Here is a 24,500-nt window from a genome sequence, read left to right on the forward strand (position 1 = left end):
CCTGGCGGCACTACCGGCACCGAGGTGTCCCGCCTGCGAGAATGGCGGAGATGTCTTCTCCGCTCCCCTCCGGCCCGCGGGGGTTCTCCCGGCGCACCCTGCTCGCGGCCTCGGCGGCGGGACTGGCCGTGCTGGCGACGGGCTGCACGTCGTCCTCCGCCGACGAGCGGGAGAAGGCGACCACCCAGCAGGCCGACGAGCTGGGCGCCCAGGTCGCGGTGCAGGAGACGGTGGTGTCGGCCTTCGTGGCCGCGGGCGCCGCCGACCCCGCCCTCGCCGCGGAGGTGGCCGACCTCGCCGCCCAGGCGGACGAGCAGCTGGCCCGCCTCCGGGCGGCGGCTCCCGGGGCGTCCGCATCCGCGTCGGCACCGGTAGCCGGTGCTCCCCCGGCGCCGGGGACCCGCGGGTGGCTGCGCGGCCAGGTCGCGGCGGCGGCCGCCTCGCACGCCACGGCCTGCCTCGACCAGTCCGGGGCACGGGCCGCACTGCTGGGTTCCATCGCCGCCGGGCTGGCCGGGCAGGACGGACGACTGGCATGACGAGGAACACCGATGGCTGACGACGACGGACCGGGCACTCTCGACCAGGGCACGGAGAACGCGGCCCTGCGCGAGGCACTCGCGTCCGAGCACGCCGCGGTGTGGGGCTACGGCGTCGTGGGTGCCGCCCTCGACGCGGATTCGCAGGATCTGGCCCAGGCCTCCGAGACGGCCCACCGGGACGTCCGCGACCAGGTCGTCGCCGTCCTCGCCGCGCGCCGCGCCGACCCGGTGCCCGCCGAGGGCGCCTACGGCCTCCCCTTCCCCGTCCTCTCCCCCGCCGACGCGTCGGCGCTGGCCGTGGTGCTGGAGGACGGCGTCTCCGCGGCCTGGGTGCGCGTCCTGGACCAGGCGGTGGAGCGCTCGACCCGGGAGCTGGCGATGAGGGCGCTCACCGGCGCCGAGGTCCGGGCCGTCGGGTGGCGCGGCGCGGCCGGCCAGTCACCGGTGACCCGCGCCCTCCCAGGGCTGCCCACCGCCTGAGGGAAGACCCCGCCGCCCTGCCGCGGGCGCGCTCGCAGAAGCACCCTGCAGCGGGGCTCAGCCGAGGTTGCCGAGGAAGGCGTCCGTGACACCCACCGCGGCGCTGCTGGACTGACCCGCCTCGACGAGAACGGCGAACGCGATGTCGCCCTGCGGACCGGCCACCTGGTAGCCCACGAACCAGCCGTGCGAGTCCGGCGGGGTGTTGCTGCCGTACTCCGCGGTCCCGGTCTTGCCGTACACCTCGCCCCGGTCGGCCAGCGCCGTCGCCGTCCCGGACAGCACGACCTGCCGCATCATCGGCCGCAGGGCGTCGAGCACCGCCTGGCCGGGGCCCGCAGGAGCGGGACCGGCCGGTTCCCCGCCCACGACCTCGACGGGCGCAGCGGGCGTACCGCTGGCGATCGCCGCGGCGACCAGCGCCATCTGCGCCGGGCTCGCGAGCACCTCGCCCTGGCCGATGGCGTTCGCCGCCTTCGTCGTCCCGGTGCTGTCGGCGGGCACGCTCCCCCCGAACACCCCCACCGGCAGCTGCCAGTCGGTGCCGACGCCGTAGGACGTCGCGGCCTCGGCGAGCGCGGGGTCCGGCAACTGGAGCGCCTGCTGGATGAAGGTCGTGTTGCACGACTGCGCGAAGGCCTCGGTGAACGGAACCGTCCCGAGGTCGAACTGGTCCTGGTTCTCGAACTCGCGGCCCTCGACGGTCGTCGTCCCGGGGCACGGCACCGCGGTGCCGGGCGTGAGCGTGCCGGTGGAGAGGAGCGCCGTCGCACTGACCGTCTTGAAGCTCGAACCCGGCGGGAACTGGCCGTTCAGGGCGTTGCCCGCGTCGGCCACCTCGTTGGAGGACACGGCGAGGATCTCGCCGGTCCCGGGCCGCACGACCACCAGGTGCGTGGCCAGCTCCTGCGTGGCGACAGCGGCGTCGGCCGCGCTCTGCACGGCCGGCAGCAGCGGCGTCTGCACCGCCGTGCCGGCCTGGGGTGCCACGGCGGCGATCTCCATCCCCGCGTCGGCGGTGCCCTCGTCGGTGCTGACCACCGTGACGGTGAAGCCCGGCGTGCCGCCGAGCTGCTCCTGGAAGGCGCGCTGCAGTCCGGACAGCCCGAGCTGGTCACCGGCGGCGTAGCGGGCCACCCCGTCATCGGCGGACTCCTCGATCACCTCGGCCGTGGCGGCCCCGACGCGTCCGAGCAGGGCGGCGGCGAAGCGGGCGGTCGGGGCGAGCAGCCGGGTGTCGGTCGGGAAGACGGCACCGGGCAGGTCGAACACCTGCGCGCGGATCGCCTCGAAGTCCGGCCGCCGGAGGGTGATCACGGGGACGAACTGCCCCTCGGGCGCCGCCTCGACGTCGGCGACGATCTCCTCGGCCGCCACGCCGGTGGCCGCCGCGAGTCCGGCGGCGAGCGTGGGCAGGTCGGTGACCTGAGCCGGATCGACGCCGACGTTGACGACCTCCGTCGGAGCGAACAGCGGTGCCCCCGTCCCGTCGGTGATCGGCGCCCGGTCCGGCAGGGTGCGGGTGAGCTGCAGGTGCTGGCCCTCGCCCAGTTCGGGGTGGATCAGGGCCGGCTCGGCGACGACCTGCCAGGCATCGTCGCCCTCCTCCAGCCGCAGCGTGGACTCGTAGGTCCAGTCCGGCGCGGCCGCGAGGTCCCAGGTCGCCGTCCACCCAACGGTGGCGGTGCCGTCGTCGACGCTGACCTCACCCAGCTCGGTGCTGAGGGCCGCCTCGGGCAGGTCCGTGGTCGTCTGCTCGAGCAGGGCGGTGGCAGCGTCCGGGTCGGTGGTCCCGGCCGCTGCCGCGGCGGTGTCCCCGCCGGCCCATGCCTCGAGGAAGCTGCTCGCCGCGTCCCGGACGTCGTCCTCGGAATTGCCCGAGCAGGCCGCGAGGACCGGTACGGACAGCACCAGGACGGCGGTCGCGAGAGCGGGGGCAGGTCGGGGGCGCGTCCACGTCGGCACGCGCGTCAGCCTTCCAGAAGAAGAGCCCCGTCCCTCTGACGCCTCGCTGCGCCGGCCGCGAACCTCCGGGCAGGACCGTCAGAACAGCACGCTTGCGTACTGCCCGACCTCCCGGAACCCCACGCGGTGGTAGGCGGCCCGCGCGGAGGTGTTGAAGTCGTTGACGTAGAGACTGACGACGGGCGCGAGGACCGTGCGCGCGTACTCGACGACGGCCGCCGTCCCCGCCGTCCCGATGCCACGACCTCGATACGCGGGGGCCACCCAGACGCCCTGCACCTGGCAGGCCGCGCGCGACACGGCACCGATCTCGGCCTTGAAGACCACCTCGTCGCGCTCGATCCAGGCCAGGGACTGCCCGGCGCGGACCAGTTCCGCCACCCGGGCCCGGTAGCCGGCCCCGCCGTCGACCCGCAAGGGACTGACGCCGACCTCCTCGGTGAACATCGCGACCGCCGCGGGCAGCAGCGTCTCCAACTCCGCCGGACGGACCGGCCGGACGCGGGGCTCCGCCGGGACGGCCGGGGGCCCGTCGATGGCCATCAGCGGCTGCCGGGGGCGGTGGTCGCGAGCCGGGCCCCAGTGCGACGAGAGGAGGTCCCAGAGCGGTGCGACGGCCCCGGCCGGGCCCACGATGGTGGAGCATCGCCGGCCGGCCCGCCGGGCCCGCTCGGCGAACGCGGCGGCCGCAGCGGCCTCGGCCCCCGGGACGGCGAAGGGGATGAGGTTCGCCCCGGCGAGGCAGATCGCCTTGAGGTCTCCGCCCCCGCCGAAGCCCCAGAGGGGTGCGCCCAGGGACGCGGGCCCGGTGCCGGAGGTCTCGACGCGACCGGCGATGACGCAGGAGGCCACCGGGTCGGTGGAGAGCAGTCGGTGGACGGCGGACTCGTCACCCTCGTCGAGGACGCGGGCAGCGGACGTGCGGAGCACGGGACGGATCAGCTCACGCTGACGACGGGCGCCCCGGAGGGCGTCCCTGCCGCGGTCTGCTCCGCCGCGATGCGCATGGCCTCCTCGATCAAGGTCTCCACGATCTGCGACTCGGGCACGGTCTTGACGACCTCGCCCTTCACGAAGATCTGCCCCTTGCCGTTGCCGGACGCCACGCCGAGGTCCGCTTCCCGGGCCTCCCCGGGACCGTTGACGACGCAGCCCATGACGGCGACGCGGAGCGGGACCTCCATGCCCTCGAGCCCGGCGGTCACCTCGTCGGCCAGCTTGTAGACGTCGACCTGCGCGCGACCGCACGACGGGCAGCTGACGATCTCCAGCCCGCGCTGACGGAGGTTCAGCGACTCCAGGATCTGGTTGCCGACCTTGACCTCCTCCGCCGGCGGGGCGGAGAGGGAGACGCGGATGGTGTCGCCGATGCCCTGGGACAGCAGCGCGCCGAAGGCGACCGCGGACTTGATGGTGCCCTGGAAGGCGGGGCCGGCCTCGGTGACGCCCAGGTGCAGCGGATAGTCGCACTGGGCGGCGAGCAGCTCGTAGGCGCGCACCATGACCACCGGGTCGTTGTGCTTCACCGAGATCTTGATGTCGCGGAAGTCGTGCTCCTCGAACAGCGAGCACTCCCAGAGCGCGGACTCGACCAGCGCCTCCGGCGTCGCCTTGCCGTACTTCGCCAGCAGCCGCTTGTCCAGGGAGCCGGCGTTGACGCCGATGCGGATCGGGGTGCCCGCGTACTTGGCGGCGCGGGCGATCTCCCCCACCTTGTCGTCGAACTTCTTGATGTTCCCCGGGTTGACCCGGACGGCGGCGCAGCCCGCCTCGATGGCGGCGAAGACGTACCGCGGCTGGAAGTGGATGTCGGCGATGACCGGGATCTGCGACTTCTTCGCGATGATCGGCAGGGCCTCGGCGTCGTCGGTGTCGGGCACGGCCACGCGCACGATCTGGCAGCCCGAGGCGGTGAGCTCGGCGATCTGCTGGAGCGTCGCGTTGATGTCGGCGGTCTTCGTCGTGCACATCGACTGGACGCTGACCGGGAAGTCGCTGCCGACACCGACGCCGCCCACGTCCAGCTGCCGGGTCTTGCGCCGGGGGGCGAGGACGGGAGGAGGCGCAGCGGGCATGCCGAGGCCGACGGGGATCGCCATGACAGCCAGTATCCCCCGCGATGCGATTCGCGCTGGTGGCGCGGCTGTGACGTGCGCCGGACGCGCTAGCCCAGCGTGATCGGGTTGACGATGTCGGCGATGAACAGCAGGGCCGACAGCGCGAGGAAGAGCCCCGCCACGACGTAGGCCACCGGCATCAACCGGGCGATGTCGAACGGCCCCGGATCGGGCCGCCCGCGCAACCGCGCAACGGTGGAGCGCGCCTTCTCGTACAGGGCGCCGGCGACGTGGCCGCCGTCCAGCGGGTAGATCGGCAGGAGGTTGAACAGGAACAGCACCAGGTTCACCCCGGCGAGCAGCTGGAAGAACGTGCTGACCTTCTCGGCGGTGGTGATCTCGTCGAGCGCGAAGATCTCGCCGGAGATCCGCCCGACGCCGACGACCCCGATGGGTCCCTGCGGGTCGCGCTCCTCGCCGAGGAACGCGGCACGGAACAGGGCCGGGATCTTCTGCGGGATCTGGGTCAGCCGGTCGATGGCACCGACCACGTACTCGCCCAGGAACGCCGGCACCTCGGTGACCGACTGCTGCACGTAGGGCTGGTCGGGCCCGATGCCCACGTAGCCGACGACCTTCGTGTCGGTCCCCTCGGCCGAGGCGTAGACGGTGTTCTCGATCGGCGTGACGGTGAGGTCGCGCTCCTCGCCGTCACGCTCGACGGTGAAGACGACCGCCTGGTCCGGGCTCCGCTGGATCGTCGACTGGATGCGCTCCCAGCCGACCTCGGTCTCCTGGGAGATCGGCTCGCCGTCGATCGCGACGATCGTGTCGCCCGGGAGGAGGCCGGCCTTCGCGGCAGGGCTCCGTTCGGGCAGCGCGCAGCCCGGCGCCCCGGCCTCGCACGTCCTGCCCTCGGCCGTGATCGGGACCTCGCAGGGGTCGTCGGCACCGGCGGTGTCCGCCCCCGCCGGCAGCACGCAGCCGGGGACCCGGGAGATCGTCGTGGACGCCTCGGGGACGCCGAACGCGGTGAGCACGATGGTGAAGAACAGGACCGCGAGCACCAGGTTGTTGAACGGCCCGGCGAACATCACGATGACCCGCTGCCACCACGGCTTCTTGTAGAAGACGCGGTCCCCGTCGCTGGGGAGGACGTCGTTGAGCGCCTGGCCGCGGACCTCGGCGATGAAGCTGCGCATGCGGGTGGCGCGCTTGCTCTCGCCCTCCTCGGCCGGCGGGATCATGCCGACGATCCGGATGTAGCCGCCGAGCGGGACGGCCTTGATGCCGTACTCGGTCTCCCCCCGCTTCCGGGAGAACAGGGTCGGGCCGAAGCCGACCATGAACTGGGGCACGCGCATGCCGAACTTCCGCGCCCAGAAGAAGTGACCGGCCTCGTGGAAGCCGATGGAGAAGAGCAGTCCGATCGCGAAGGCGACGATTCCCAGGACGCTCAGCAGCAGCCCGCTCAGTGCAGCCCCTCCATCACATGCCCCGGCCGATGACGGCCCGGGCGTGCTCCCGGGCCCACTTCTCCGCCGCCAGAACGTCCTCGACGGAGGTGGGGACGCCGAGGTCCGGCGCGTCGTCGAGGGTACGCGCGACCAGGTCGACGATGCCCCGGAAGGACAGGCGACCCGCCACGAAGGCGGCGACCGCCTCCTCGTTCGCGGCGTTGTACAGCGCCGGGACGACGCCACCCGCCTCGCCGGCCACCCGGGCGAGGCGCACCGCGGGGAACGCGGCGTCGTCCAGCGGGAAGAACTCCCAGCTGCTCGCCGACGACCAGTCCAGGGCCGGCTGCACGACCGGCAGCCGCTCGGGCCAGGCCAGCGCCAGCGCGATGGGCAACCGCATGTCCGGCGGACTGGCCTGCGCGATCGTCGCGCCGTCGGCGAACGTCACCATCGAGTGGACGATCGACTGCGGGTGCACCACGACGTCGATGTCGGCGTAGGGGACGCCGAAGAGCAGGTGCGCCTCGATGAGCTCCAGGCCCTTGTTCACCAGCGTCGCGGAGTTGATGGTGACGACGGGGCCCATGGCCCAGGTCGGGTGCGCCAGCGCCTGCTCGACGGTGACGTCGGCCAGCTGCTCCGGGGTGCGGCCGCGGAAGGGCCCGCCGCTCGCCGTGAGCACCAGCCGGGCGACCTCGTCCCGGGACCCGCCGCGCAGGCACTGGGCCAGGGCGGAGTGCTCGGAGTCCACCGGCACCAGCTGGCCGGGGGCCGCCGCCTCGGTCACCAGTGCTCCCCCGGCGATCAGCGATTCCTTGTTCGCCAGCGCCACGGTCCGCCCGGCCTGCAGCGCCGCCAGCGTGGGTCGCAGCCCGATCGAGCCGGTGATGCCGTTGAGGACGACGTCCGCGGGTCGCGCCGCCAGCTCCTCGGCCGCCCGGGGACCGGCCAGGATCTCGGGCAGCGAGTACTCCCCCTTGGCCCAGCCGCGCTTCGACGCCTCGGCGTAGAAGGCCAGCTGCAGGTCCTGTGCGGAGGTCGCCCGGGCCACGGCGACGGTCCGGACGCCGAGGGCCAGCGCCTGTTCGGCCAAGCGGGCGACGTCGCCACCGCCCGCCGCCAGACCGGTGATCTGCAGGCGGTCAGGGTTCTGGTGGGCGACCGCGATCGCCTGCCGGCCGATCGAGCCGGTGGAGCCGAGCAGCGTGACCTGACGGGGTTCGCTCACGGTTCCTCCGGTTCGCTGCCGCGGGCCGCTCCGCTCCTCGCTCGAAGGTCCAGGCGATGCTCACGTCCCTGTTCGCTCACGGGTCGCATCCTCCCCGACGGGACGGCGCGCCGTCGCCGGGCCACCTCGCCCGGTGTCCGGCCCCGCGGCCTGCCAGAATGTGGGGGTCCGCGAGCGTGCGGGCGAGGCAGAACACGCATCAGCGCCGGGAAGGCGCTCCACCCAGGCCAGCGAGGAGCAACGCGTGAGCGAGACCCAGCGGGTCAACCAGCCCGGTCGTGAAGAGGGCGTCGTCCGCGCTGGTGCCCACCCCGTCGAGCACGAGCGGCCCGAGGACTGGGGCTGGCACGGCGAGACCGGCAAGAAGGGCCGCATCGGCGCCTGGTTCGCCGTGTTCGCGATGCTGACCTACCTGCTCGGCAACCACGAGGGCCGGATGGAGGACCTCTGGATCGTCGGCATCGCCCTCGGCATGGTCCTGATCCTCGTCTGGGACATCCGACGTCGGAAGAACGCCTGGCGCAGCCGCTGAGAGCTCCGCCCCGCACCGCAGAAGAGGTCCGCTCCCTCGGGGGCACCTTCACCGCCGACGCCAACGGCGTCGTCAACGCCACGTCGTGCCGGCCGGCGCTCCGGCCGGGGCCCACACGCTCAAGGTGACCCGCGCCGACGGCAGCGTCGTGTCCTACCCCGTCACGGTGGCCGCCGGCGGCAAGCAGCTGGCCAGCACCGGCGCCGACGTCACCGCGCCGCTGGTCGGCGGCCTGGCGCTCGTCCTGGTCGGGGCCGGCGCCATGGTGGTCGCCCGCCGCCGCTCCGGTGCGGCTGCTCAGGTCTGACCATGACGCACGTCCGCGGACGCCGGTCGGGATCTTCCCGGCCGGCGTCCGCGGCGTCTGCGCGTCCGGCTGCGGACCGCCTGCACGGTCGCCGCGGTCGTCCTGGGCCTGCTGGCCGCCGACGTCGCGGTGCTGCAGGGACGGGTCGAGCAGGTGGACGTCGTCCTGCCGACAGCCGACGGCACGACGTGGATCCTGCTGGGCGCGACCTGGCCGGTTTCGCCGACGTGGTCGATGCGGTCGGTGGCGTCGAGGTCGACGTCCCCGAACCGGTCCGGGACCGCGCGGCCGGCCTGGAGATCCTCCGGCCCGGCCGGCAGACGGTCGACGGCCTCACCGCCCTGGCGCTCGTCCGGTCGCGCCACCCCGAACATCTCGTCGACGGCGTGTGGACCCCGGCGCCACCGGACCCCGAGGGGCGCGCCCTCGGCCGCCGGCTCGGTGCTCGCCGCGTTCGCGAGAGCCGCTCGCTCATCCGCTGTCCGACCCTGGCGAGCGCAGGGCCTGGCGTGGGCGGCCTCCGGCGCCCTCACCCTGGACGCCGGCACGTCGCCCACCGATCTCCTCGGGCTCGCGGCGACCGGACCTGTCACGGGTCGACGTGCTGCCGGCGCAGGTCGTCGACGAGGAGGGCTACCGTCGCCGGGCCACCACAGAGACCTCCGCCGCACTGGCGGCCGCCGGGCTGTACTGCAGCCCGTGAGCCACCGGGTCAGGCGAAGCTGACGCCGATCAGCGAGCCGATCGAGTAGGTGACCCCGGCCGCCAGGGCACCGAACACCAGCTGACGCAGCCCGGCGAACCACCACGGCCGGGGCGTGAAGCGGGAGGACACCGCCCCGGCGACGACCAGGCCGACCCCGCCGCAGAGCAGCGCGACCCACAGCAGCGAGAGGCCGAACAGGTAGGGCAGCAGCGGCAGCAGTGCGCCGGTGCCGAAGGTGAGGAACGAGGAGACCGCCGCCGTTGCGGGCGACGGCTTGTCCTCGGGGTTCAGGCCGATCTCGGCGACGACGTGCAGACGGAGTGCGGTCTCCGGATCGCGGGACAGCTGCACCGCGACCTGGTGGGCGAGGCCGTCGTCGACCCCGCGTGCCCGCAGCATCCCCACCAGCTCCGCCAGCTCACCCTCGGGGTTGCGCGCGAGCTCGCGACGTTCCTTCTCGACCTCGAGGTCGAGCTGCTCGTTCTGCGTCTTCACCGACGTATACTCACCCAGCGCCATCGAGATCGCGCCGGCCACCAGGCTCGCCGTCCCGGCCAGGACGATGGCCCGCGGGGCTGCCCCGCCCCCGCCCACGCCCGCGACCAGCGCCGTGTTGGTGACCAGCCCGTCCATGGCCCCGAAGACGGCGGCCCGCAGCCAGCCGCCGGAGACGTCGGCGTGGCTGTGCTCGTGCGCCTCGGCCGCGTGAGCAGCCGACGTCACTCGTCTCCCTCGGCGCCCAGCTCGGTCGGTGGCTCGACGGACGGCATCGGGAGCGAGACGCTGGGTGGGCTCACGCTGTCGGACGCGGCGAGCTGGCCGCAGGCGCCGTCGATGTCCTGGCCCCGGGTGTCGCGGACCGTCGTCGCCACGCCCGCCGCGCGCAGCCGCGCGACGAACTCGCGCTGGGCCGGCAGCGGGCTGGCGTCCCACTTGCTGCCCGGGGTCGGGTTGAGCGGGATGAGGTTGACGTGCGCCAGCTTCCCGGCCAGCAGCTTCCCGAGCAGGTCGGCCCGGAAGGGCTGGTCGTTGACGTCGCGGATGAGCGCGTACTCGATGGAGTACCGGCGGCCGGTCTTCCGCGCGTACGCGTCGGCGGCGTCGATCACTTCGCCGACCTTCCATCGCGTGTTGATCGGCACGAGCGTGTCCCGCAGCTCGTCGTCCGGGGCGTGCAGGCTGACCGCGAGGGTGACGTTGCGCCCCTCGTCGGTGAGGCGGCGGATCGCCGGCACCAGGCCGACGGTGGAGACCGTCACCGATCGCTGGGAGAGGCCGAGCCCGTGCGGGGCCGGGGTGAGCAGCGCGTCGAGGGTCTTGCGGACGCGGGCGTAGTTGGCCAGCGGCTCCCCCATGCCCATGAAGACCACGTTGGACAGCCGTCCGGGGCCGCCGTCGATCTCGCCGTTCGCCATGGCGGCCGCCGCGGCCACCGCCTGGCCGATGATCTCGGCGGCCGAGAGGTTGCGGGTCAGGCCCTGCTGGCCGGTGGCGCAGAACGGGCAGGCCATGCCGCAGCCGGCCTGGCTGGAGATGCAGACCGTCGCGCGGTCGGGATAGCGCATGAGCACGCTCTCGACCAGCGCTCCGTCGTGCAGCCGCCACAGCGTCTTGCGGGTGCGCCCGTCGTCGGCGGTCTGGTGCCGTACGACGGTGAGCAGGCCCGGCAGCAGCGCCTCGGAGAGCGCGTGGCGGGCGTCCGCGGGGACGTCGGTCATCTGCGCCGGATCGGTGACCCCGCGGTAGAAGTGCCGGGCCAGCTGGTCGGCGCGGAACGCGGGCTGTCCGAGCTCGGTGACCGCGGCGCGCGCCTCCTCGCGGGTGAGATCGGCGAGGTGGCGCGGGGGCATGCCCCGGCGTGGGGCGTCGAAGACGAGCGGGAGGGCAGTCATGGCGTCCCCCATGGTCCCACTAGCGTGGGCCGGATGGCCGACCCGGAGACCGACCTCACCCCGCCGGAGGCCGTCCTCGACACCGTCGGCGTGGGCCCGTGGCCCGGGACGTGGCCGCAGGACGACCGGTACGACCCCGAGCTGCTCGAGCACGGGGACCGGCGCAACGTCGTCGACCGCTACCGCTACTGGACCGTCGAGGCGATCGTGGCCGACCTCGACACCCGTCGGCATCCCTTCCACGTGGCCATTGAGAACTGGCGGCACGACCTGAACATCGGGACCGTCGTCCGGACGGCCAACGCATTCCTCGCCGAGGCCGTGCACGTGGTCGGGAAGAAGCGCTGGAACCGGCGCGGGGCCATGGTCACCGACCGCTACCAGCACGTCCGCCACCACCCCGACGTCGCCTCCCTCGTGGAGTGGGCCCGGGAGGCGGGCCTGCCGCTCCTGGCCGTGGACAACCTCCCCGGGGCCCGGCCGCTGGAGACGGCGGAGCTCCCGCGCGCCTGCGTCCTCCTGTTCGGCCAGGAGGGCAGCGGCCTGTCCGCCGAGGCCCGCGACGCCGCCGACGGGGTGCTCTCCATCGCCCAGTACGGCTCCACGCGGTCGATCAACGCCGGTGTCGCCGCAGGGATCGCCATGCACGCCTGGATCCGACTCCATGCTTCGTCATCCTCCGGATGACACCGCGACCAGGAGCCCTCCCGACCCACGCTGAGCCGTCAGGCCCCGCTGCAGGGTCCCTCCGCGAGCCTGTGAGGGGTGGGGGCAGGGGGGTCCTTCGACTGCGCGGACCCTTCGGGCCTGCTCGGCGCGACAGGACGGACCTGCTGCGTCAGGCTCTCTGCCCATGAGCCGCCTCGCCGACGTCGACCTCTCCGTCAGCCTGTCGAAGAAGGACGCCAAGGAGCAGCTGAAGGCGGCGCAGGAGCGGTTGGTGCACCTGCGCCTGCTCCTGGGCGGCCAGATCGGCCCCGGTGAGCTCGGTCCCCCGCTGCTGGTTCTCTTCGAGGGCTGGGACGCCTCCGGCAAGGGCGGGGCGATCCAGCGCCTGGTCGAGGAGCTCGACTCGCGGCACGTGCGGGTCGCGCAGTTCGCCGCCCCCACCCACGACGAGAAGCGGCACCACTTCCTGTGGCGGTTCTGGCCGGTGCTGCCGGGCTGGGGCGGCATGGCCGTGCTGGATCGCACCTGGTACGGCCGGGTGCTGGTGGAGCGGGTCGAGGGGTTTGCCACTGACGAGGCCTGGCAGCGCGCCTACGCCGAGATCGTCGACCTCGAGTCGACGCTGGCCGCCGAGGGCACGATCGTCGTGAAGTTCTGGATGCACCTCTCACCCGAGGAGCAACTGCGCCGGTTCGAGTCGCGCCGCGACGACCCGTACAAGGCGTGGAAGCTGACCGAGGAGGACTGGCGGAACCGCGAGAAGCGACCCGCCTACGAAGCCGCCGTCGAGGACATGCTCGAGCGCACCGACCACCCCGCGGGGCCCTGGCACGTGATCGCCGGGGACGACAAGCGGTGGGCCCGCGTCGCGGTCGTCCGCGCCGTCTGCGACGCCATCGAGTCCGCCCTGCACGCCCGTGGCATCGACCCTGACCCACCGCTGGGTCCCACCGGTCCCTGACGACGCCGGGTCACTCGGGGGTCAGCCAGTCGATCCGCCCGCCGTGCGGCCCGGTGTGCGCGAGCGGTCGCCCGTCGAGGGAGAGCACGAAGTACGGGCCCCATCCGCCGGGGTGGGGCTTCCCCGTGCCGGGCACCATGCCCGCCCCCTCCTGGGCGACCCAGCGCACGGGCAGGCTGCGCACCTGCTCGACGAACGCCGCCCGGCCGGCCGCGCCCACGTACGGCAGCACGGCCGTGTGCAGGACGACGGGGGTGGCGCCGTCCGGCACGAGGGCGAGCGCATCGGGCAGCCGTGCGACGAGGTCGCCGGTCAGCAGCACGGGCGGGTCCTGCGCGACGACGGCGGCGGCCGCGTCGAGCCGTTGCAGGCGCTCGGCCTGCGCGGGGCCCGGCCAGACCAGTGCGCGCAGCCAGGCCAGGTCGCCGGCGTCGGTGACGTCGAGCGGGTTCAGGTCGATGCCGATGCGAGCGCCGACGTGCGGGAGCGCGTCCGGGACCGGCACGGGACCCGACGTGGCGCAGCGCAGGTGGACCGGCTGCCGGGCGCCGACCAGCCGACCGTCGTAGTCGTAGCTGTAGCGGTCGGGATACAGGCACAGGCCCGCGGAGGTACCCACCTCGATCAGCGCCAGCGGACCGCCGATCGCCGCGAGGACCGGGAGCAGGGCGGCGCAGCGTGCGGCCTCGTTCGTCTGGGTGGTGCGCTGCAGCATCGTCGTCCGGAGACGGTCGTGATCCCCCAGGATCCGCTCGCGCAGGGCGGCTCCGTCCGCCGGGACCCCACCCAGGTACGCGAGCGCGCCGAACAGCAGCGGGGGCCCGCGCCTGCCCTCCGGCAACCCGGACAGGAAGTCCAGCACCTCGCCGTCCTCGGCGACCGCAGCCGCCAGCGCGGAGTAGACCGGTGACTCCGCGGCCGCCTCCCCGACGAAGGCCCGATAGCCCTCCGCCAGCCGCCGGCGGTCGTCGCGGTCGGGCATCCCGACATCGTGCCGCACGGATGCACCAGGATCGCCTCCGTGGCCGAGGATCTGCTCCTGCACCTGATCGAGCCCGCGCGGTGGCGGGCCGCGCTCGACGAGGGCGCCGTCCGCCCGCCGTCCCTGGCATCCGTCGGGTTCGTGCACCTGTCCACGCCGGACCAGGTCCACCTCCCGGCCCGGGCGCTCTACCCGGGCCGCCGCGATCTGCTGCTGCTCGTGATCGACCCGGCCCGGCTGACCGACCCCGTGCGGTTCGAGGAGGGGGTGCCCGCCGACCCCGACGGCCGGCGCTTCCCCCACCTCTACGGCTCGCTGCCGACGCACGCCGTCGTGGCCGTCCTCCCCTACCGTCCGCCGGTGCCGCCCGTGCTGCCCGCACCCGACGACGTCCTCGGCCGGACCCTGGCCTTCTACGCGTCCCTGCCGGTACGCCGCGCGGTCGGCACAGGCGACGTCCCCGGCGGTGTCGCCGTGCTCGACCCCGACTTCCCGCACTCCCGGGACAACAACCGGTTGGTCCTCACCGAGCCGGTGGACGCCGGCACGGTGGAGGCGACTGCAGCCGATGTGGGCGGCAACGCGGGCTGGCCGAACCTGACCGCGGCGCTCCTGTGGCCCGGCGCCGGCGACGTCGCCGCGGAACTGGGTGCCCGCGGCTGGGAGGTCGAGGAGCTGCTGCTGATGGCCCGCGGAGCGGGTTCGCTGCCCGGCGGCGAGCGGGCCGAGGTCGCCCCCCAGCACCAGGTGCACGACCTGTGGGACCGGTCCTGGCGGTCGGACCTGCCCGGTACCGCGACGGACCTGGACCGGGTGGTCACCCAGTTGATCGGCCGCGAGCAGCTCAACGACCGGGTCGTCGCGGTGCGCGACGTGGTGGTGCGCGAGGCCGGGCGGGTGGTGGCCGCCGGCCAGGTGCGCATCGACGGCGCCACCGCCGCCGTCGAGTCGGTGATGACCGACCCGACCGCCCGGGGCCGTGGCCACGGGGATGCCGTGCTCGCCCGCTGCCTCGACCTCGCGACGGCGGCCGACTGCGACCTCGTCGTGCTGGAGGCGGCCGCCGACGACTGGCCGCGGGAGTGGTACGCCCGTCGCGGCTTCGGGACGGTGGGGAGGACGTGGTCCGTCAGCCGACCCGGCTGATTCAGACGGGGGCGAGCACCGAGAGCAGCAGGTAGGCGACAGCGGCGGACGGCAGGAGGGAGTCCAGCCGGTCCATGATGCCGCCGTGGCCGGGCAGCAGGTTGCCCATGTCCTTGATGCCCAGGTCGCGCTTGATCAGCGACTCGCCCAGGTCACCGATGGTGGCCGTGGCCGCGATGGCCGCACCGAAGAGGACGCCGCCCCACCACGGTCCGTCGAGGGCCAGCGCGATGACCGGGGTGGCGACGAGCATGCAGGTGGCCACCGAGCCGGCGAAGCCCTCCCAGGACTTCTTCGGGCTGATGGTGGGGGCCATCGCGTGCCTGCCGATGAGCACACCGGCCGCGTAGCCGCCCACGTCGCTGGCGATGACGGTGGCGATGAAGGCGAGCACGCGGACCGCGCCGTCGTCGGGCACCAGGAGCAGGACGGCGAAGCCGGCCAGGAACGGCACGTAGAGAGCGACGAGGACCCCGGAGGCGGCGTCCTTGAGGTAGCCGGCCGGCCCGTGACCGAGTCGCCACAGCACCACCGCGAGGGCGGTGAGCAGGTATCCGACGACCAGCCCGGTGGGCCCGCGGCTCCAGGCCAGGCCCTCGATGACCAGCGTCCCGACCAGGAGGGGCACGAGCGGCGGGTGGAACCGACCGGCGCCCAGGGCACGGGTGAGCTCGACGACGGCGACCAGGATGGCCGCCAGGAGCACGGCCAGGAACGCCGGGCGCCAGACGAACAGCGACGCCAGGATGACCGCCACGAGCCCGACGCCGACCCCGATCGCGGCCCGGAGGTCGCGGCCGGCGCGACCGCCCGCGGGCCTCTCCGTGGTCGGCAGCTCCTCCACCTCGGTCGGGAGGGGTGCCGCCGTCGCGCTCGGTCCGGGGCTGATCCCCCGCAGGGGCGGCGTCGGCCGGTCGCCGACGATGGGGACGGGCCCGGTGTCGCCGTCCGCGGGATCGCTCCAGGACGGCCGCTGCGGCAGGTCGGGCACGGAGCGGTCGGGCACTGGGCGGTCGGGCACTGGGCGGTCGGGCACGGGACCGTCGAGGGGCTCCGAGTGCTGCACGGCCGGCGAACCCTGGCGGGGCAACGGTTCGGTGCCCGGCCCGGACGTGCCGGGCCGGTTCGCGGCAGAGGGTTCGGTCATCGGGGCGGGGTCATGAGCTCGCGGGCCGTCGGGGTCAGACCTCGAGCAGCTCGGTCTCCTTGTTCTTCATGGCCTCGTCGATGCCCTGCACGTGCTGCTCGGTGAGGTGGTCGAGCTCCTTCTCCGCGCGGCGGACGTCGTCCTCGCCGGCCTCGCCGTCCTTCACGATGCGGTCGAGCTCGTCCTTGGCACGGCGCCGGATGTTGCGGATGGCGACCTTGGCGTCCTCGCCCTTGGCGCGGGCCTGCTTGACCAGGTCGCGGCGGCGCTCCTCGGTGAGCTGGGGGAAGGTCACGCGGAGGATCTGGCCGTCGTTGGTGGGGTTGACGCCGAGGTCGCTGTCGCGGATGGCCTTCTCGATGGCTGCCAGCTGCCCCATGTCGTAGGGCTTGATGACGGCCATCCGCGCCTCGGGCACGGTGATCGAGGCCATCTGCGGCACCGGGGTGTAGGCGCCGTAGTAGTCGACCATGATCTTGTTGAACATCGAGGGTGCGGCCCGGCCGGTCCGCACCGATCCGAGATCCTCGCGGGCGACCGACAGGGCCTTGTCCATCCGCTCCTCGGCATCGAGCAGGGTGTCGTCGATCACGGGTCTTCCCTCCATCGGCGGTGGGCGTCGGCGCCCACCGTCATCGTCTTCGCTGTCGTTCCGTCGTGACCGGGGTCAGGCCGGTTGGCTGATCAGCGTGCCGATCCTCTCACCTGCGGTCGCCCGCGCGATGTTGCCGTCGCGCAGGAGGTTGAACACGACGATCGGCATGGCGTTGTCCATGCACAGGCTGATCGCCGTCGCGTCGGCGACCTTGAGCTGCTTGGCCAGGACGGTGGCGTAGTCGAGGTCGTCGTACATGACGGCGTCGGGGTTGGTGCGCGGGTCGTCGTCGTAGACGCCGTCCACACCGTTCTTGCCCATCAGCAGGACCTGGCACTCGATCTCCAGGGCGCGCTGGGCGGCGACGGTGTCGGTGGAGAAGTAGGGCATGCCGGCACCGGCGCCGAAGATGACCAACCGGCCCTTCTCGAGGTGGCGGATCGCCTTGCGCGGGATGTAGGGCTCGGCGACCTGGCCCATGGTGATGGCCGACTGCACGCGCGTCTCGAGCCCGGCCTTCTCGCAGAAGTCCTGCAGGGCCAGGCAGTTCATGACCGTCCCCAGCATGCCCATGTAGTCGGCCTTGGTGCGGTCCATGCCGGCCTGGCTGAGCTCCGCGCCGCGGAAGAAGTTGCCACCGCCCATGACGACCGCGACCTGGGTGCCCTTGGCGATCACCTCCGCCAGCTGCTCGGCGATGCCGCGCACGATGTCGGCGTCGACGCCGACCTTGCCGCCGCCGAAGGTCTCACCGGAGAGCTTGAGCAGCACCCGCTGGTAGCCGTTGCCGTCCGCCGGCTGGAACGCGGTGGGGGCGGACAACGGAGGTGTGGTGTCGGTCAAGGCGCGTCATCCCTCGCTCGAAGTCAGTGGGTCGATCCTGCCGCATGGCGCCGCAGGGCCCCACGCGGACGAACGGCCCCGCTCCCGGGGTGGGAGCGGGGCCGAACGCCACGTGCTGGAACGGCCCCCTTGCAGGGCCCCGCCGCGAGCCTGCGAGCGGTGGGGGGGCAAGGGGGTCCTTTATCAGGCCTGGCCGACCTCGAAGCGGGCGAACCGCTCGACGGTCAGACCGGCCTCGTCGACGATCTGCTTCACCGTGCGCTTGGGCTCGGTGATCGACGGCTGCTCGAGCAGGACGAAGTCCTTGTAGAAGGCGTTGACCCGGCCCTCGACGATCTTGACGATCGCCTGCTCCGGCTTGCCCTCCTCCTTCGCGGTCTGCTCGGCGACGCGACGCTCGGTCTCGACCGTCTCGGCCGGGACCTCGTCACGGTTGAGGAAGCGCGGACGCGCGGCGGCGATGTGCATCGCCAGGCTGCGCGCGGCCTCCTCTGTGCCGCCGCTGTACTGCACCGCGACACCGATCGCCGGGGGCAGGTCGGTGGCCCGCTTGTGCAGGTAGGTCGCGACGTCGCCCTCGAAGACGGCGAACCGGCTGAGCACGAGCTTCTCGCCGATGCGCGCGGACTCCGACTCGACCAGCGCGGCCACGGTCTGGCCGTCGGCCTCGGCGGCCAGCAGCGCCTGGGCGTCGGCCGGCCGCGTCTGGAGCGCGATGTCGAGCAGGCGCTCGGCGAGCTTCACGAAGTCGGCATTCTTGGCGACGAAGTCGGTCTCGCAGTCGAGCTCGAGCAGCGCGCCGTCCCTGCTGACGACGATGCCGTTGGTCGTCGAGCGCTCGAGGCGCTTGCCGACGTCCTTGGCGCCCTTAACGCGGAGCAGCTCGACGGCCTTGTCGAAGTCGCCGTCGGCCTCGGTCAGGGCCTTCTTGCAGTCCATCATGCCGGCGCCGGTGGCGTCGCGGAGACGCTTGACGGCGGCTGCGGTGAACTCAGCCATGTTCCTTCTCCTCAGAAGTCTGGGTGCGTGAGTGGGCCTGGAAGGCCCCTCGCAGCGACCCGCCGCCGGCGTGCGAGCGGCGGGTCGCTGCGAGGGGGTCCTTACTCAGCCGTTCTGAGCGCCCTGGGTGCCGGTGCTCGTGTCGCCGGTGGCGGGGACGCCCGCGGTCGGGGCGATCTCCTCAGCGGTGACCGTGGGCGGCTCGGCCGGGGTCTCGGGCAGCGGGGTGGCCGTGGCGTCGTCGGCCGGGGCAGCAGCGGCGTCCCCACCGGTCAGGAGCTCGCGCTCCCAGTCGGCCAGGGGCTCGCCGGCACCGACGGCGGGCTCGGCGGCCTCGCCGCGACCGGCATCGGCCTGGGCGGCCGAGCGGGCCATGAGGCCCTCGGCGACCGCGTCGGCGACCACGCGGGTCAGCACGGCGATGCTGCGGATCGCGTCGTCGTTGCCCGGGATCTTGTAGTCGACCTCGTCGGGGTCGCAGTTGGTGTCGAGGATCGCCACCACCGGGATGTTCAGCTTGCGCGCCTCGCCGACGGCGATGTGCTCCTTCTTGGTGTCCACGATCCAGATGGCGCTGGGCACCTTCTTCATGTCGCGGATACCGCCGAGGGAGCGCTCGAGCTTGGCCTTCTCGCGGGAGAGGACCAGCTGCTCCTTCTTGGAGAGGCTGACCAGCGCACCGGTCTGCTCGAGGTCCTCGAGCTCCTTGAGGCGCTCCAGCCGCTTGAAGACGGTCTGGAAGTTGGTGAGCATGCCGCCCAGCCAGCGCTGGTTGACGTAGGGCATGCCGACGCGGGTGGCCTGCTCGGCGACGACTTCCTGCGCCTGACGCTTGGTGCCGACGAACAGGATCGAGCCACCGTGGGCGACCGTCTGCTTGACGAACTCGTAGGCGTTGTCGATGTACCCGAGCGTCTGCTGCAGGTCGATGATGTAGATGCCGTTGCGCTCGGTGAAGATGAATCGCTTCATCTTCGGGTTCCAGCGGCGGGTCTGGTGCCCGAAGTGCACGCCGCTGTCGAGCAGCTGCTTCATGCTGACGACTGCCATTGCAGCCTCTCTGTTGTCCGCGCGCGGCCGCGGCCGCGCGCACTCTCGGTTCGTCGCGGGCACCGGGTGGTGCACCGCCCTGGCGTCCGGCTGCGCCACACCCCCGGCGGTTGCCCGTCGGGACCGAGGTGGCGACTGCCCCGCCTGATCCGGCGGGAGGAGGACGCGCGAAGTCGACCCGTCGGAACGGGCCGCACCGGACAGCATACGCGACACCGACGGCACCCTTCCCCAGCGGGAGAGCCGGTCCACAGACCGCCCACCACCGCGCTCCTCGGGGCATCGGGTACGCCAGGTTCGGCCCATGTGGTCCCGCGTCCCGGCGCTGCTCGCGCTCATCGCCCTCGTCGTCGGGCCGGTGTCCGCGGCAGCGGTCCCGCCGCCCCCGACACCGCCGGCGTCCGGTGCCGACTGGACCGGCCCCCTGGACGGCGACCTGATCGTGACCCGGCCCTTCGAGGAGCTCCCCCACCCCTACGCGGCCGGGCACCGCGGGGCCGACCTCGCGGGGACGCCGTCGGCGCTGGTGCTGGCGGCCGGGGACGGGGTGGTCGTCTTCGCCGGCCCGGTGGCCGGACGACCGGTGATCAGCATCGACCACGTCGACGGCCTGCGGACGACGTACGAGCCGGTCGACGCCTCCGTCGCCGCGGGGCAGGTGGTCGCGCGAGGCTCCCCCGTCGGCACCCTCGCGACCGGGCACGAGGGGTGCCCGGTGCAGGCCTGCCTGCACTGGGGGCTGCGCCGGGGCGAGCGCTACCTGGACCCGTTGCTGCTCCTGCGCCCGCCCAGGGTGCGCCTGCTCCCGTGGGAGGGGGTCAGCGGTGCCCGGCCTGGATCGCGGTGAGGGCGGCGTCGACGGCCGCGGGCGAACCGTTGGTCAGCGGCAGCCGCACGTCCGGCGTCGGAATCCGGCCCTGGGCGTGCAGGACCCCCTTGATGACGGCGGGGTTCGGCTCGGCGAACGCCGCCAGCACGACCGGCAGCAGGGCTTCCGCGCGGGCGCGGGCCGCGACCACGCGGCCGGCCCGACCGTCGTCGACCATCTGCACGAAGTCCGACGTGCGGAGATGGGCGGCCGCGGCGATCGCGCCCACGGCGCCCATGAGCACGGTGGGCAACAGGTACGCGTCGTCGCCGCCGAGGACCGCGAAGGACGCCGGCGCCTCGGCCAGCAACCGCAGCGTGTCGGCGTCCAGGCCGCCCACGGCCTGCTTCACGCCGACGACGTTCGGGTGTGCCGCGAGCTCCAGCAGCGACGAGGGCCCCAGCCCCCGGCCCGTCCGGTACGGGACGTTGTAGAGGACGACCGGGACGGGCGACCGGTCGGCGACGGCGGCGAAGTGGGCGACGATCCCCGGCTCGGACGGCCGCACGTAGTAGGGCACCACCGCGAGCGATGCGGCGACGCCGGGGAACTCGGCGAGCTGCTCGTGGCGCGCGATCGTCGTCCGGGTGTCGTTGGTGCCCGCGCCGACGATCAGCTGCGCATCCCGGTCACCGCAGACCCGTGCGCACGCGGCGACGACCTGGGCCCGCTCCTCCTCGTCGAGCGCCGAGGCCTCGCCCGTCGTCCCCAGTGCGACGATTCCGGCCGCACCGGCGTCGAGCGACTCGGCGGCGAGGCGTTCCAGGCACGCGACGTCCACTCGCCCCGAGTCGTCGAACGGCGTGATCAGCGGGACGAGGACACCCTGGAGCATTCGCCGGGCCGCCACGTTCAGGCGATGTCGGCGAGCTTCGTGCGCAGGTGCAGCACGGCCTTGGTGTGCAGCTGGCAGATGCGGCTCTCGGTCACGCCCAGGACTCGGCCGATGTCGGCCAGGGTGAGCCCCTCGAAGTAGTAGAGGCTGACGACGACCTTCTCGCGCTCCGGCAGCTGCTCGACGGCACGGGCCAGCAGTTGCCGGGCCTCGCCGTGCTCGGCCATGGCCTGCGGGTCGAGGGCGCTGGAGTCCTGCAGGGTGTCGCCGAGGCTCGGGGAGCCGCCGTCGTCGTCGGTGAGGAGCTCGTCGAGGGCGACGACGTTGACCAGGGACAGCTGGCCGAGGAACTTCCGGATGTCCTCGACGTCCATCTCCATCTCGGCCGCGACCTCTTCGTCGGTCGGGGTGCGGTGGAGGCGTGCTTCCAGGTCCGCGACGGTGCGCTCGAACTGGCGCGCCTTCATGCGCACCGACCGCGGGATCCAGTCGGTGTTGCGCAGCTCGTCGATGATCGCGCCGCGGATCCGGGCCATCGCGTAGCTCTCGAACTTGACCTCGCGCATGGGCTCGAACCGGGTGATCGCGTCGATGAGCCCGAAGGTGCCGTACGAGACGAGGTCGGCCTGCTCCACGTGGGCGGGCAGACCACTGCCGACGCGGCCGGCGACGTACTTGACCAGCGGCGCGTAGTGGAGGATCAGCCGGTCGCGCAGCCCGGGGTCGCGGTCGGCGACGTAGTCGGCCCACAGCCGCGCGAGCATCGCGTCCGTGTCCTCGCGGGACTCGTCGTACTCGTCCAGCCGGTGGATGGTCGCCTCAGGCACGGTCGCGCTCCTCGGTACTGGTCGTCGGTCCTGCGCTGTGGTCCTGCCCCGTCGTGGCCACTGCACTTCCGTATCGGCAGCGCGGCCCGCCTCTCAAGCCCGCGGGTGTGCTTGAGCGTGCACCGCCCGCAGCCGTTCGACCGTCACGTGCGTGTAGATCTGGGTGGTGGCGAGGCTAGCGTGGCCCAGCAGTTCCTGGACCGACCGCAGGTCGGCGCCGCCCTCGAGCACGTGCGTGGCGGCCGAGTGCCGCAGTCCGTGCGGGCCGATGTCGGGCGCACCGTCGGTGCCGGCGACCGCGGAGTGCACGGTCCGCCGCACCTCGCGGGGGTCCAGACGTCGCCCGCGGGCCCCGAGCAACAGGGCCGGACCGGACCCCGGAACGGCCAGCGCGGGGCGGCCGCGGGTCAGCCAGGCGTCGAGGGCCTGCTCGGCGGGGACGCCGTACGGGACGCTGCGCTCCTTGCCACCCTTGCCGAGCACCCGCAGCAGCCGACGGCTGCGGTCGACGTCGTCGATGTCCAGTCCGACGAGCTCGCTGACGCGGATGCCGCTGGCGTAGAGCAGCTCCAGGACCACCGCGTCGCGGAGCCCGATCGGCTCCTCGGCGCCGGCGGCCGATTCGACGACCGCCCGCGCCTGGTCGGGGGCGAGGACGTCCGGAAGGGTGCGGTGCGCCTTGGGGCTGACCAGCCGCAGCCCGACGTCCTCGGGGATGAGGCCGGCCCGGCGCAACCAGGCGGCGAACGAGCGGGCGGACGCGGCGTGCCGGGCGGTGGTGGCCCGGCCGTGCCCCCGGGTCCGCCCCTGGGCCAGCCAGCTGCGGAGCGTCGCGAGGTCGAGGTCGTGGACCTGTCCGCCGCCCCGGCGGGCCAGGTGGTCGAGCAGGCTGACCGCGTCGGTCACGTACCCGCGGACGGTGTGGTCGGACAGGTCCCGCTGAGTGCGCAGGTGGTCCTCGTAGCCCTCGAGCGCGGCGGCCAGCGCTGTCGGCAGCGCCGCCCGCGTCTCCGCCGTTCCCGCGCTCATCGGGGAACAGTCCGACGGCGCCTCCCGCCCGTCAAGCCGCCGCGCCGCGACCCCCCTTCCCCGCGGGCGGCCGCAGCCGCCAGCCGGTGCCGGTCCACTCGACCAGGTCGGCCAGTTCCAGCGCCGGGAGCACCCGCAGGACGTCCAGGACGTCGCATCCCGCGACGGCGGCCAGCCGGTCCGGCGATACACCGGTGCGGACGGGACAGGCGTCCAGCACGCGGAGGGCCACGTCGGACAGCCCGTCCCTGGGCGAGGAGGGCCCCACCAGCGGCGGCGCGAGGTCGTCGCCGATCCGGCCCACGGCCTGGATGATGTGCGCCGCGGAGCTCACCAGGACCGCACGCAGCTCCTCGTCGCGCAGCAGCTCGTGACAACCCACGCTCATCGCGCTGGTCACCGGGCCCGGCACGACGAGCACCTGGCGGCCGAGGTCCTGCGCGCGGCGAGCCGTGGCCTGAGCGCCGGACCGGGCGGCTGCCTCCACCACCACGGTTCCCCGCGTGAGCGCGGCGATCAGGCGGTTGCGGACCAGGAACCGGTGACGCAGGGGCGCACAGCCCGGTGGCCACTCGCTGACCAGCAGCCCGGTCTCCGCGATGCGGTGGAACAACGCCCCGTGCGCGGCCGGGTAGGGCCGGTCCACGCCGCACGCCAGGACCGCCAGGGTCGGCGCCTCGGCCGCGAGCGCTCCGCGGTGCGCGGCAGCATCGATGCCGTAGGCGCCGCCGGAGACGACCGTCCAGCCCCGCTCGCCCAGCTGGTGCCCGAGCTCGGCCGCCACGTGCTCCCCGTACGCGGTCGAGGCCCGCGATCCCACGATCGCCACCGACCGGTCGACCAGTTCGTCGAGCCGGGCCGGACCCCGGACCCACAGCGCCAGCGGCGGTACCAGGGCCTTCGTCCGGTCCGACTGCTCCCTCCGCTCGATCGGCTCGTCGCACACGGCGAGCGCGAGCGCCTGGAGCGGCAGCGCCGGCCACTCGTCGTCCTCGGGCACCAGGAGCCGGGCACCGCAGCGCTCGGCACGCGCGAGATCGGCCAGCGTGGCGTCCTCGCCCGCGCGAGCGCCCACGAGCGAGCGGATGGATGCAGGCGCCTGCCCCGAGCGGAGTCGGCGGACCGCGTCGACCGGGCCGGCGTCCTCCACGTAGCGCCAGAAGTCGATCGTCCCCGGCTCCACCGCCCGGCTCAGCCACGCGCGGGCGCGGCGCAGTCCCGGGCCGGCGCCCGACACGGCACGCGCCTCGTCGAGGTCCTCGTCCAGGCTCACGCCGCCGCCCGCTGGAGGCGCATGCCGAGCGCTTCGGCGACCTCGTCGGCACCTGGCACCGTGCGGCCGGCCAGATCGCTCAACGTCCATGCGACCCGCTGGACAAC

General features: G+C 73.7%; 25 protein-coding genes and 2 pseudogenes. 9 read left to right on the plus strand and 18 right to left on the minus strand.

Features of this window, described 5'->3' with window-relative positions; genetic code table 11:
- The first annotated feature begins 50 nt into the window (after positions 1-50).
- Positions 51-539 carry a hypothetical protein gene (locus tag CRP30_RS00105; protein WP_097183030.1) on the plus strand — a complete coding sequence of 163 codons (489 nt, stop codon included), beginning with the start codon at positions 51-53 and terminating at the stop codon, positions 537-539.
- 12 nt (positions 540-551) lie between these two features.
- Positions 552-1,022 (plus strand): ferritin-like domain-containing protein, encoded by a 471-nt coding sequence (locus CRP30_RS00110; protein WP_097181967.1) that lies wholly within the window; start codon positions 552-554, stop codon positions 1,020-1,022.
- 57 nt (positions 1,023-1,079) lie between these two features.
- Here the strand turns inward: CRP30_RS00110 and CRP30_RS00115 are convergent, their stop codons facing one another.
- The 5 genes from CRP30_RS00115 to dxr all read right to left on the minus strand — a co-directional run bounded on the left by CRP30_RS00115 (position 1,080) and on the right by dxr (position 7,732).
- Positions 1,080-2,987 carry a penicillin-binding transpeptidase domain-containing protein gene (locus CRP30_RS00115; RefSeq protein WP_235003074.1) on the minus strand — a complete coding sequence of 636 codons (1,908 nt, stop codon included), beginning with the start codon at positions 2,985-2,987 and terminating at the stop codon, positions 1,080-1,082.
- A 78-nt stretch (positions 2,988-3,065) separates the two neighbouring features.
- Positions 3,066-3,917 (minus strand): GNAT family N-acetyltransferase, encoded by an 852-nt coding sequence (locus tag CRP30_RS00120; protein WP_097181968.1) that lies wholly within the window; start codon positions 3,915-3,917, stop codon positions 3,066-3,068.
- Positions 3,918-3,925: 8 nt separating this feature from the next.
- Positions 3,926-5,086: a flavodoxin-dependent (E)-4-hydroxy-3-methylbut-2-enyl-diphosphate synthase gene (gene ispG / locus CRP30_RS00125; RefSeq protein ID WP_097181969.1), complete on the minus strand. Its 1,161-nt coding sequence runs from the start codon at positions 5,084-5,086 to the stop codon at positions 3,926-3,928.
- A gap of 65 nt (positions 5,087-5,151) precedes the next feature.
- Positions 5,152-6,519 carry a M50 family metallopeptidase gene (locus tag CRP30_RS00130; RefSeq protein ID WP_369406751.1) on the minus strand — a complete coding sequence of 456 codons (1,368 nt, stop codon included), beginning with the start codon at positions 6,517-6,519 and terminating at the stop codon, positions 5,152-5,154.
- A gap of 13 nt (positions 6,520-6,532) precedes the next feature.
- Positions 6,533-7,732: a 1-deoxy-D-xylulose-5-phosphate reductoisomerase gene (gene dxr / locus CRP30_RS00135; protein ID WP_097181970.1), complete on the minus strand. Its 1,200-nt coding sequence runs from the start codon at positions 7,730-7,732 to the stop codon at positions 6,533-6,535.
- A gap of 244 nt (positions 7,733-7,976) precedes the next feature.
- On the opposite strand from dxr, the gene CRP30_RS00140 reads away from it, so the two are divergent.
- The 3 genes and pseudogenes from CRP30_RS00140 to CRP30_RS22895 form a co-directional block, all read left to right on the plus strand.
- Positions 7,977-8,264, plus strand: coding sequence for a DUF2631 domain-containing protein (locus CRP30_RS00140; protein ID WP_097181971.1), 288 nt, complete (start codon positions 7,977-7,979; stop codon positions 8,262-8,264).
- Between the two features lie 124 nt (positions 8,265-8,388).
- Positions 8,389-8,571: an LAVTG motif-containing sortase-dependent surface protein gene (locus CRP30_RS00145; RefSeq protein WP_235003075.1), complete on the plus strand. Its 183-nt coding sequence runs from the start codon at positions 8,389-8,391 to the stop codon at positions 8,569-8,571.
- A gap of 2 nt (positions 8,572-8,573) precedes the next feature.
- Positions 8,574-8,882, plus strand: a pseudogene (locus tag CRP30_RS22895) (hypothetical protein); the annotation flags it as partial.
- Positions 8,883-9,283: 401 nt separating this feature from the next.
- Here CRP30_RS22895 and CRP30_RS00155 read toward each other — a convergent pair.
- Positions 9,284-10,000 carry a VIT1/CCC1 transporter family protein gene (locus tag CRP30_RS00155; protein WP_097181973.1) on the minus strand — a complete coding sequence of 239 codons (717 nt, stop codon included), beginning with the start codon at positions 9,998-10,000 and terminating at the stop codon, positions 9,284-9,286.
- Positions 9,997-11,169, minus strand: coding sequence for a dual-specificity RNA methyltransferase RlmN (gene rlmN, locus CRP30_RS00160; protein WP_097181974.1), 1,173 nt, complete (start codon positions 11,167-11,169; stop codon positions 9,997-9,999). Before rlmN ends, CRP30_RS00155 begins: the two co-directional genes overlap by 4 nt.
- 33 nt (positions 11,170-11,202) lie before the next feature.
- On the opposite strand from rlmN, the gene CRP30_RS00165 reads away from it, so the two are divergent.
- Together CRP30_RS00165 and CRP30_RS00170 are read left to right on the plus strand one after the other, a co-directional pair.
- Positions 11,203-11,856 (plus strand): TrmH family RNA methyltransferase, encoded by a 654-nt coding sequence (locus tag CRP30_RS00165; protein ID WP_097183033.1) that lies wholly within the window; start codon positions 11,203-11,205, stop codon positions 11,854-11,856.
- Between the two features lie 166 nt (positions 11,857-12,022).
- Entirely contained in the window at positions 12,023-12,799 is a 777-nt protein-coding gene (locus CRP30_RS00170) for a polyphosphate kinase 2 family protein (RefSeq protein ID WP_097181975.1), read from the plus strand.
- Between the two features lie 10 nt (positions 12,800-12,809).
- On the opposite strand, the gene CRP30_RS00175 is transcribed toward CRP30_RS00170, so the two are convergent.
- Positions 12,810-13,781 carry a DUF2332 domain-containing protein gene (locus CRP30_RS00175; protein ID WP_097183034.1) on the minus strand — a complete coding sequence of 324 codons (972 nt, stop codon included), beginning with the start codon at positions 13,779-13,781 and terminating at the stop codon, positions 12,810-12,812.
- A gap of 39 nt (positions 13,782-13,820) precedes the next feature.
- Between CRP30_RS00175 and CRP30_RS00180 the strand changes: the two genes are divergently transcribed.
- On the plus strand, positions 13,821-14,927 hold the full coding sequence (locus tag CRP30_RS00180) for a GNAT family N-acetyltransferase (RefSeq protein ID WP_200814480.1): 1,107 nt from the start codon (positions 13,821-13,823) through the stop codon (positions 14,925-14,927).
- A gap of 1 nt (position 14,928) precedes the next feature.
- Here CRP30_RS00180 and CRP30_RS00185 read toward each other — a convergent pair whose 3' ends face one another.
- The 5 genes from CRP30_RS00185 to rpsB form a co-directional block, all read right to left on the minus strand.
- A complete protein-coding gene (locus CRP30_RS00185; RefSeq protein ID WP_097181976.1) occupies positions 14,929-16,074 on the minus strand; it encodes a phosphatidate cytidylyltransferase in 1,146 nt (381 codons plus the stop codon).
- 34 nt (positions 16,075-16,108) lie between these two features.
- On the minus strand, positions 16,109-16,666 hold the full coding sequence (gene frr / locus CRP30_RS00190; RefSeq protein WP_097181977.1) for a ribosome recycling factor: 558 nt from the start codon (positions 16,664-16,666) through the stop codon (positions 16,109-16,111).
- A 75-nt stretch (positions 16,667-16,741) separates the two neighbouring features.
- Positions 16,742-17,491, minus strand: coding sequence for a UMP kinase (gene pyrH / locus CRP30_RS00195; RefSeq protein WP_143278375.1), 750 nt, complete (start codon positions 17,489-17,491; stop codon positions 16,742-16,744).
- A 204-nt stretch (positions 17,492-17,695) separates the two neighbouring features.
- Positions 17,696-18,511 carry a translation elongation factor Ts gene (gene tsf, locus CRP30_RS00200; protein WP_097181979.1) on the minus strand — a complete coding sequence of 272 codons (816 nt, stop codon included), beginning with the start codon at positions 18,509-18,511 and terminating at the stop codon, positions 17,696-17,698.
- A gap of 105 nt (positions 18,512-18,616) precedes the next feature.
- Positions 18,617-19,561, minus strand: coding sequence for a 30S ribosomal protein S2 (rpsB, locus tag CRP30_RS00205; protein ID WP_097181980.1), 945 nt, complete (start codon positions 19,559-19,561; stop codon positions 18,617-18,619).
- 304 nt (positions 19,562-19,865) lie between these two features.
- Here rpsB and CRP30_RS00210 point away from each other — a divergent pair, with 304 nt between their 5' ends.
- On the plus strand, positions 19,866-20,408 hold the full coding sequence (locus CRP30_RS00210; protein WP_097181981.1) for a M23 family metallopeptidase: 543 nt from the start codon (positions 19,866-19,868) through the stop codon (positions 20,406-20,408).
- Here the strand turns inward: CRP30_RS00210 and dapA are convergent.
- From dapA to CRP30_RS23175, 5 genes and pseudogenes are all read right to left on the minus strand, one after another.
- On the minus strand, positions 20,380-21,279 hold the full coding sequence (gene dapA, locus CRP30_RS00215; protein ID WP_200814481.1) for a 4-hydroxy-tetrahydrodipicolinate synthase: 900 nt from the start codon (positions 21,277-21,279) through the stop codon (positions 20,380-20,382). The genes CRP30_RS00210 and dapA overlap by 29 nt on opposite strands.
- A 2-nt stretch (positions 21,280-21,281) precedes the next feature.
- A complete protein-coding gene (gene whiG / locus CRP30_RS00220) occupies positions 21,282-22,091 on the minus strand; it encodes an RNA polymerase sigma factor WhiG (RefSeq protein WP_097181983.1) in 810 nt (269 codons plus the stop codon).
- 93 nt (positions 22,092-22,184) lie between these two features.
- A complete protein-coding gene (locus CRP30_RS00225) occupies positions 22,185-23,120 on the minus strand; it encodes a tyrosine recombinase XerC (protein ID WP_097181984.1) in 936 nt (311 codons plus the stop codon).
- Positions 23,121-23,151: 31 nt separating this feature from the next.
- The gene (gene dprA, locus CRP30_RS00230) at positions 23,152-24,393 is read right to left on the minus strand and encodes a DNA-processing protein DprA (protein ID WP_235003076.1); all 1,242 of its coding nucleotides are present in this window, start codon (positions 24,391-24,393) and stop codon (positions 23,152-23,154) included.
- Positions 24,390-24,497: pseudogene (locus tag CRP30_RS23175) on the minus strand (magnesium chelatase subunit ChlI family protein); the annotation flags it as partial. The gene dprA and the pseudogene CRP30_RS23175, both read right to left, overlap by 4 nt.
- Positions 24,498-24,500: the final 3 nt, after the last annotated feature.

It is taken from the genome of Blastococcus haudaquaticus (assembly GCF_900230285.1).
Lineage (GTDB): Bacteria > Actinomycetota > Actinomycetes > Mycobacteriales > Geodermatophilaceae > Blastococcus_B > Blastococcus_B haudaquaticus.